10 protein-coding genes are annotated in these 8050 nt (G+C 65.3%); 8 read left to right on the forward strand and 2 right to left on the reverse strand.

The annotated features are described in order from the left end of the window. Positions 1 to 8 precede the first annotated feature (8 nt). Positions 9 to 947, reverse strand: coding sequence for a tyrosine recombinase XerC (locus tag FJ546_RS24720; protein ID WP_140891703.1), 939 nt, complete (start codon positions 945 to 947; stop codon positions 9 to 11). Between the two features lie 96 nt (positions 948 to 1043). Between FJ546_RS24720 and rimM the strand changes: the two genes are divergently transcribed. Together rimM and trmD are read left to right on the forward strand one after the other, a co-directional pair. Beyond that, a complete protein-coding gene (gene rimM / locus FJ546_RS24725) occupies positions 1044 to 1643 on the forward strand; it encodes a ribosome maturation factor RimM (protein ID WP_095792248.1) in 600 nt (199 codons plus the stop codon). After that, on the forward strand, positions 1640 to 2338 hold the full coding sequence (gene trmD, locus FJ546_RS24730; protein ID WP_140891704.1) for a tRNA (guanosine(37)-N1)-methyltransferase TrmD: 699 nt from the start codon (positions 1640 to 1642) through the stop codon (positions 2336 to 2338). Before rimM ends, trmD begins: the two co-directional genes overlap by 4 nt. Here the strand turns inward: trmD and FJ546_RS24735 are convergent. After that, positions 2320 to 3072: a sulfite exporter TauE/SafE family protein gene (locus tag FJ546_RS24735; RefSeq protein ID WP_140891705.1), complete on the reverse strand. Its 753-nt coding sequence runs from the start codon at positions 3070 to 3072 to the stop codon at positions 2320 to 2322. The two genes, trmD and FJ546_RS24735, sit on opposite strands and share 19 nt — an antisense overlap. Before the next feature lie 326 nt (positions 3073 to 3398). Between FJ546_RS24735 and rplS the strand changes: the two genes are divergently transcribed. The 6 genes from rplS to FJ546_RS24775 all read left to right on the forward strand — a co-directional run bounded on the left by rplS (position 3399) and on the right by FJ546_RS24775 (position 7843). Continuing rightward, positions 3399 to 3944 carry a 50S ribosomal protein L19 gene (rplS, locus tag FJ546_RS24745; RefSeq protein WP_140891707.1) on the forward strand — a complete coding sequence of 182 codons (546 nt, stop codon included), beginning with the start codon at positions 3399 to 3401 and terminating at the stop codon, positions 3942 to 3944. A gap of 201 nt (positions 3945 to 4145) precedes the next feature. Further along, positions 4146 to 4559, forward strand: coding sequence for an organic hydroperoxide resistance protein (locus FJ546_RS24750; RefSeq protein ID WP_140891708.1), 414 nt, complete (start codon positions 4146 to 4148; stop codon positions 4557 to 4559). Beyond that, positions 4556 to 5092, forward strand: coding sequence for a MarR family transcriptional regulator (locus tag FJ546_RS24755; RefSeq protein ID WP_140891709.1), 537 nt, complete (start codon positions 4556 to 4558; stop codon positions 5090 to 5092). The genes FJ546_RS24750 and FJ546_RS24755 overlap by 4 nt, the downstream gene beginning before the upstream one ends. Before the next feature lie 182 nt (positions 5093 to 5274). After that, positions 5275 to 6072, forward strand: coding sequence for a basic amino acid ABC transporter substrate-binding protein (locus FJ546_RS24760; RefSeq protein ID WP_095788919.1), 798 nt, complete (start codon positions 5275 to 5277; stop codon positions 6070 to 6072). A 269-nt stretch (positions 6073 to 6341) separates the two neighbouring features. Further along, positions 6342 to 7157, forward strand: a complete 816-nt coding sequence (locus FJ546_RS24770; RefSeq protein WP_140891710.1) for an amino acid ABC transporter permease — start codon at positions 6342 to 6344, stop codon at positions 7155 to 7157. A 50-nt stretch (positions 7158 to 7207) separates the two neighbouring features. Beyond that, positions 7208 to 7843: a class I SAM-dependent methyltransferase gene (locus tag FJ546_RS24775; RefSeq protein WP_140891711.1), complete on the forward strand. Its 636-nt coding sequence runs from the start codon at positions 7208 to 7210 to the stop codon at positions 7841 to 7843. Positions 7844 to 8050: the final 207 nt, after the last annotated feature.

An 8050-nucleotide genomic window follows, 5' to 3' on the forward strand; every position in this document is an offset into this window, starting at 1 on the left:
TGAAAGGGTCACGCCCTTGGATGGGCCGATTCGTAGATTTCCAGCAGCCTTGCGGTGTCGACGCCGGTGTAGATCTGCGTCGTCGACAGGCTGGCGTGGCCGAGCAGTTCCTGGATGGTGCGCAGATCGCCGCCACGGCCGAGCAGATGGGTGGCGAAGGAATGGCGCAGCGCGTGCGGCGTCGCGGTGTCGGGCAGGTTGAGCGCCGCGCGCAGCTTGGCCATGTCGCGCTGGATGATGGCCGGGTTGAGCGGGCCGCCGCGCGCGCCGCGAAACAGAAGTTCCTTGGGGTCGAGATGGTAGGGGCAGAGCCGGCGGTATTCGGCGATTGCCCTGAGCGCCACCGGCAGCACCGGCACCAGCCGCGTCTTGCCGCCCTTGCCGGTGACGCGCAGCACGGTGTCGGCCTCCGAGGCCAGATCGGCGCCGGCGAGGCCGAGCGCCTCGGAAATGCGCAGGCCCGAGCCGTAGAGCAGCGTCAGCACGGCGGCGTTGCGGGCGGCGATCCAGGGCTCCTCGGCCAGCTGGCCTTCCACCGACACGACCTGCTTGGCGTCGCGCGCCGTCAGCGGTTTTGGCAGCGATTTGGGCTGGCGCGGCGCGCGCAGCGCGGCGGCGCCCGCCGCGTTGACCAGGCCACGGCGTTCGAGGAAACGCAGCAGCGAGCGGATGCCGGCCAGACCTCGGCCCAGCGTGCGGGCGCCGGCGCCGGCGTTGCGACGCGCGGCAAGAAAGCCGCGCAGATCGGCCGGGCGCAGATTGGCGATGTCGGAAATGCCGGGCGAGCCGCCGCAATGGCCGGTGAGGAAATGCAGGAACTGGCGCGTGTCGCGCTCATAGGCTTCCACTGTCTCGGGTGACAGGCGACGTTCACGCGCGAGCATCTTCAGCCAGCTTTCGCGCGCCGCCTGGAGATCGGGTTTCGCCGGGATGAGGAATTCCTGCATGGCGGCATTTTCTTGTATCCGGGTTAGGAAGCGGTGAAGAGCGCGTCATTGAAATGACAGCCGCGTGGGGTTAGAGCAGGCCAAAGGATATTCGCGATGAGCAAGCCGCAAAACCCTGTCCAGATGGCCGTGATCGGCGCCGCCCATGGCATCAAGGGCGAACTCAGGGTGAAGACCTTCACCGGCGATCCGATGGCGCTGGCCGATTATGGGCCGCTCTATGCCAGGGATGGCCGCGCCTTCCAGATCACGGACATAAGGCCGGCCAACACCGTCGTCGTGGTGCGTTTCAAGGGCATCAGCGACCGCAATGCCGCCGAAGCGCTCGCCGGCACGGAATTGTTCGTCGACCGCTCGATGCTGCCGGACGATGGCGAGGAGGATGAGTTCTATCATGCCGACCTGGTCGGACTGGAGGTTCGCGACGACACCGGCACCGCGCTCGGCAAGGTGGTCGCCGTGCATAATTTCGGCGGCGGCGATATTCTCGACGTGACGCTCGCCGGGCGCAAGGGCGTGCTGATCCCGTTCACGCAGGCCGCCGTGCCTGACGTGTCGATCGCCGAGGGCTTTGTCCGCGTCGACCCGGTGGCGGCCGGGCTGGTCGAGGACGAGGATGGTGATGCGCCGCGCGAGGAGGATTTCGACCCGAAGGGCAGGCCGCGCGGACCGCGCGACGCCGGGGGCAACCGGTGACCTTCAAGGCCTCGGTGCTGACGCTCTATCCCGAGATGTTTCCGGGCGCGCTCGGCCTGTCGCTGGCGGGCCGCGCGCTCGAGGCCGGGACCTGGTCGCTGGAAGCGATCCAGATCCGCGATTTCGCCATCGACAAGCACCGCACCGTCGACGACACGCCGGCCGGCGGCGGCGCCGGCATGGTGATGCGCGCCGATGTCTTGGCCAAAGCCATCGACCATGCCTCACCGCCAGGCGATGCGCGTCCGCGCCTTTTGATGAGCCCGCGCGGCAAACCGCTGACCCAGGCACGAGTACGCGCGCTTGCCGCCGGGCCGGGGGCCGTCATCCTGTGCGGCCGCTTCGAGGGCGTCGACCAGCGGCTGATCGAGGCTCGGGGATTGGAGGAAGTTTCGATCGGCGATTTCATCCTCTCGGGCGGCGAGCCGGCGGCGCTCGTGCTGCTCGACGCGGTGGTGCGGCTGCTGCCCGGTGTCATGGGCAATGCGGTGTCGGGCGAGGAAGAGAGTTTTGAGAACGGCCTGCTTGAACATCCGCACTACACGCGGCCGCAGGAATTCGAGGGCCGGGAGATTCCGCAAGTGCTGATCTCAGGCAATCACAAGAAGATCGCCGCCTGGCGGCGGGCGGAGTCGGAGAAGCTGACGAGGGAGCGGCGGCCGGACCTTCTCGGCGCTCAGCCTTTGCCGAAATAGTAAAACGCCAAGAATAGGCCGACGGCGACGACGAAGCCGCGCACCACGTTTTGCGGCACGCGCTTGGCGATCCAGACGCCGGCATAGCCGCCGAGCGCACCGCCTGGAATCATGACGATCGCCTGCGGCCAGGCGACGACGCCGCCCGAGACGAAGACGATGATCGCCACCGCGGCGACGACCACGGCCAGCATGTTCTTCAGCGCGTTCAGCCGGTGGTAGTCGCCGGCCTGCGTCAGGCCAAGCGTCGCCAGCATCATCACGCCCATGCCGGCGCCGAAGAAGCCGCCGTAGATGGCGGTGACGAACTGTGCCAGCAAACCGGCGAGCGAGCCGACCGCCGCCTCATGACCGGGTTTTGGCGCCGGCTTAAGCCACGGCCCGGCGGCAAACAGGGCGGTCGCGCCCAAAAGCAGCCACGGCACCAGGGCGCGGAAGGACGGGTTGGACAGTGCCAGAAGGATAAAGGCGCCGGCCAGCGCACCGGCCGCCGAGATCAGGCACAGCAGCAGGGCACCGCGCCAGAAGTGGCGGATATCGGTCCAGTAGGCGAGCGTCGAGGTGATATAGCCCGGGAATTGCGTGACCGAGGAGGTGGCGTTGGCGACGATCGGCGGCACGCCGACCAGTGTCATGGCGCCGAAGGTGACGAAGGTGCCGCCGCCGGCAACCGCATTGGCGGCGCCGGACAGGAAGCCCGCCAGGAACAGCAGGATGGCGTCGAAGACAGACATGGAATGCCACCGCGGAAAACTCAGTTATGTCAGGCTTAGAAAGGCCTGAGGGCCGGCGCAACCCGGCACGAAGCGATTACGATGGTGCCATGCCGGCAAAAAAGACTCGTGCGCGGGCGTGACAAAGCGCTGAAATAGCTGTATGTGCGCGCCGAACCGGAAGAAAAATCTGCCGGACCCGTCAACAATGACGGTGTAGTCGCCCCTGTCCGATGTCTTGCAGACGAATGTCTCGGAGGCAAAGGACATAGCCGAGCGGTCAATGGAACTGCAAGGCGAGTGTCGGACGCTCTGACTGTCGGAAGAACAAGAAGTGGATTATTGAGATGGATCTCATCCGTCAGCTCGAGGCCGAGCAGGCCGCCAAGATCGAAGCCAAGCGCAAGCTCCCCGAATTCCAGCCCGGCGACACCGTGCGCGTCCAGGTCCGCGTGACCGAAGGCACCCGCACCCGCGTCCAGGCCTATGAGGGCGTCGTCATCGCCCGCGCCGGTTCCGGCTTCCAGGAAAATTTCACCGTCCGCAAGATCTCCTATGGTGAAGGCGTCGAGCGCGTGTTCCCGGTCTACTCGCCGATGGTCGAAGGCGTCGAGATCGTGCGCCGCGGCAAGGTGCGCCGCGCCAAGCTCTATTACCTGCGCGATCGTCGCGGCAAGTCGGCCCGTATTTCGGAAAACACCGGCGTGCGCGCCCGCAAGCTCAACGATGAGGAGCGCGATGCGCTGAACGCCGAGAAGGCCCGCATCGAGGCCGAGAAGGTCGCCGCCGCCCAGGCGCTTGCCGCCGAGACGGCCGCCAAGGAAGCCGCCGAGAAGAAGGCCGCCGCCGAGGCTGAGGCAGCCAAGGCCGCCGAGGTGACCCCGGCCGAATAAGGCTTTCGGAAATCCCATTCAAAAAGGCGGCTTCGGCCGCCTTTTTTCGTTGGCGAACAGCCAAGGCAGTCGACCATGTTTCTCCGTGTTTGCGGACACCTTTGGCGATTGGCCGAGACATCCGTGCTTCGTCACGAAAGGCTTGACTGCCAATTATCTTGTACACTAAATAATCGTGCGCAGAATAATTGGAGATTTGAAATGGCACTTTACACCACACAGGCTCACGTCACCGGCGGCCGCGCCGGCCATGGCGAGACCAGCGACGGCCTGCTCAAGGTCGATCTGGCGATGGCCAAGGAACTCGGCGGACCGGGTGGCGCTACCAATCCCGAGCAGCTTTTCGCCGTCGGCTACGCCGCCTGCTTCGAAAGCGCCATCCGCTTCGTCGCGCGCAAGCAGAAGCTGCCGCTCACCGATGCCGGGGTCACCTCCACCGTCAGCCTGCTTCCCAATGGCGAGGGCTTCATGCTCGGCGTCGCGCTCGCGGCGCAGACGAAAGGCCTTGATCAGGCGGCCGCGGACGCGCTTGTATCGGAAGCACACAAGATCTGCCCCTATTCCAACGCCATCCGGGGCAATGTCGAGGTGGCGCTTTCGGTAAGGGCGGCATGACGGGAAAGACCACAAAGAGGCCCAGCGACGTCCCGGCGGAGACCGCCGGGACGGTCAAGGTGCCTCGGCTCGACCAACAGCTCTGCTTCGCGCTTTATTCGGCGAGCGGGCTGATGACGAAGCTCTATCGGCCGTTGCTCGATCCGCTCGGCCTGACCTATCCGCAATATCTGGTCATGCTGGCGCTATGGGAGCACGCACCGAGCACCGTGGGCGCGCTTGGCGAGGCGCTGGGCCTCGATTCCGCAACGCTGACGCCGCTGCTCAAGCGGATGGAGGCGGGCGGGCTCGTAACCCGCCGTCGCGATGCCGCCGATGAGCGCCGCGTGCTGGTCGAGCCGACGGCCAGGGGCCAGGCGTTGCGCGCGCACGCGAAGGATGTGTCCCTGGCGCTCGCCTGCAGCGTGCCGCTGGAGCCTGGCGAGGCGAAAGCGCTGCACGCGACGCTCACCCATCTCGTCGCCGGCTTGCGCAACGCCACCGCCGACGACCGGTCGGCGGATGCGGAACCGCTGGTTCCGGGTTTGGGGTAGTCCACGCCGTGCCGGGTACGGATTATCCCTGAATTGCGGGGTTGAAGGCATCGCAATCAACTTTCGCGTGAGCTTGAGCAGCGGACCGTCTTGCATGGCGCTTGCGGAAAGCTAAAGTCGGCGCCGTCTTTCCTGCAAGCCCGGCGCATGTCCGGGCGCCTTCAATTTTCCGGGAGTGTGTCATGACCAAGTCGAAACTGCTGCTGGCCGGCCTGCTGGCCCTCGTGCTGGCGCCCGTTGCCGCTTTCGCGCAGGCGCTGCCCGATCTCGGTGGCAGACAAGTGGTGGTGGTGACTGAAAACGCCTATCCGCCGCTGCAGTTCATCGATCCCAAGACGGGCAAGCAGATCGGCTGGGAATATGACGCGATGAACGAGATCGCCAAGCGGCTCAATTTCAAGGTCGAGTACCGGAACACCTCCTGGGACGCGATGATCCAGGCGGTTTCCGACAATCAGTACAACATCGGCATGACCGGCATCACCATCAAGGACGACCGCAAGGAGAAGGTCGATTTCTCCGACCCCTATATGCGCTCGGAGCAGTTCATGCTGGTGCGCGGCGACGAAAGCCGCTTCACCGACGCCAAGACCTTCGGCGCCTTCAAGGACGGGCTGATCGGCGCGCAACCCGGCACCACGCCCTTCTACACCGCCGTCTACAGCGTGCTCGACGGCAATGAGCAGAATCCGCGCATCAAACTGTTCGAGACTTTTGGCGCCACGGTGCAGGCCCTGAAGTCGGGCGACGTCGATGTCGTGCTGACCGACGGCACCGCCGGCAAGGGCTATGTCGATGCTTCCGAGGGCAAGCTCAAGCTGATCGGCGGCCCGCTCGGCACCGAGGACTTTGGCTTCATCTTCCCGAAGGGATCGGACCTGGTGAAGCCGGTCAACGCCGCGATCGCCGCGCTCAAGGCGGACGGCACGTTCGATGCGCTGAACAAGAAGTGGTTTCTTGACTACAAGATGGGGCAGTGAGCCTCCTTGCGACGTGCATTTCATGATGGTCATGCGCGGCAATTCGCGCTGAGTTTGCGCTTGAACGCCCCCCTCTGCCCTGCCGGGCATCTCCCCCTCAAGGGGGGAGATCGGCTGTTCGGCTCACGGCGCCCTCCAGTCGACGTTGATGGTTGGCGAAAGCCGATCAAATATCCGATCTCCCGCCTTGAGGGGGAGATGGCTGGCAAGCCAGAGGGGGGTGCCTTGGCGCTACCCTTTCGGGGCTTCCATCGCGGCGACATCGCCTGATGGCACCGCCTTCGTCATCCTCCGCCAAAGCCGAATTCCCCTGGTGGCTTGCCGCTGCGGCCGTGCTTGCACTGGCCGCGGCCTTGTTCATCGCGGCCAGCGATCTCTATGCCCAGGTCTTCGCCACGGTCGCCAAGGGCATCGGCATCACCGTCTTCGTCACCGTCGTCGCCTTCGCCATGGCGTCGATCATCGGTCTCGGCGTTGCGCTGATGGGCTTGTCGGGTTCGCCCTGGCTTCGCCAGATCGCGCGCTTCTATGTCGAGATCATCCGCGGCGTGCCGATCCTGGTGCTGTTGTTCTGGATCGCCTTTGCCGGCGCGCCGGCCTTCGTCGCGGCCTGGAACGCGCTGACCGCGCCGCTGCAAAGCGCGGGCTATCTCGGCGAGCTCCTGGTGCGCGACGTGTCGCTGTTGTGGCGGGCCATCATGGCGCTGACCATCGGCTACTCCGCCTTCATCTCGGAGGTCTTCCGCGCCGGCATCCAGGCGGTCGAGAAGGGCCAGATCGAGGCGGCCAAGGCGCTTGGGCTGAGCCGCGCGCAACGCTTCCGGCTGATCGTCTTTCCGCAGGCGATCCGCACCATATTGCCGCCGCTCGGCAATGATTTCGTCGCTCTCGTCAAGGATTCCTCGCTGGTCTCGGTGCTCGGCGTCGCCGACATCACCCAGATGGGCAAGATCTATGCCGCCGGCTCGTTCCGCTTCTTCGAGACCTATTCGATCGTTGCCTATATCTATCTCATCCTGACCGTCGGCCTGTCGCTGGCGCTCAGGGCGCTGGAGCGGCGCCTGCGCCGCCAGCACGAGGAATAGTTTTTGGGTGAGGACAGGGTTACGATCCTATCGACATCGAGGGAGGTCTCATGATCGTCGACAAGGCCAATGCGGCGCTGGATTCCGTCTATGGCGCCGACACGCCGGAAACGCTGGCGCAGGCCTATGCCGCCTGGGCCGCGACCTATGACAGCGAGACCGCCTCGCTCGGTTATCTCCTGCCGTTCCTGATCACCGCCTGGGTGACGCGCCATGTTCCGGCCGGCGAAGGGCCGCTGCTCGACGCCGGCTGCGGCACCGGCCTGTCGGGTCCGTCGCTGAAGGCGCTGGGCTACGGCGACATTGCCGGGCTGGATCTCTCGGACGACATGCTGAAGATCGCCGGCAGCCGCAACGCCTATAGCGAGCTGAAACAGGCGATACTGGGCGGGAAGCTGCCCTGGCCGGACGGTCATTTCCGCGCCTTCTTCTCCACCGGCGTCTTCACCATCAGCCACGCGCCGGCCTCGGGCCTGCACGAACTGGTGCGCATCACCAAAAAGGGCGGTCACGCCATCTTCACCGTGCGCGACCAGGTGTTCGAGAGCGGCGGTTTTCAGGTCGTGTTCGGCGAACTGGAGCAGGCAGGCAAATGGCGGCTGGTCGAGCAAAGCCCGTGGTTCCGCTGCTATGCCATCGCCGAGCCCGATGCGCTGGTGAAGACGTTTGTCTTCGAGGTGATGTGAATGGTGCGTTCTTCCCTTCTCTTCCTGCAGGAGAAGGTGGCCTCGCGAAGCGAGGTCGGATGAGGGGTGTTCCAGCTTGGCAATGACGGCACTCCGTCACCCAACCGTCTCGGCGCAGCGCACGGCGCAATGTCGGTAGCTAATCAAGTTGTCCGGTTTGGTAGCACATCATTTGTCCGCTTCAGTTTTGCGTCGAAGCGGTTCACG

It is taken from the genome of Mesorhizobium sp. B2-4-19 (assembly GCF_006441315.1).
Taxonomy (GTDB): Bacteria; Pseudomonadota; Alphaproteobacteria; order Rhizobiales; family Rhizobiaceae; genus Mesorhizobium.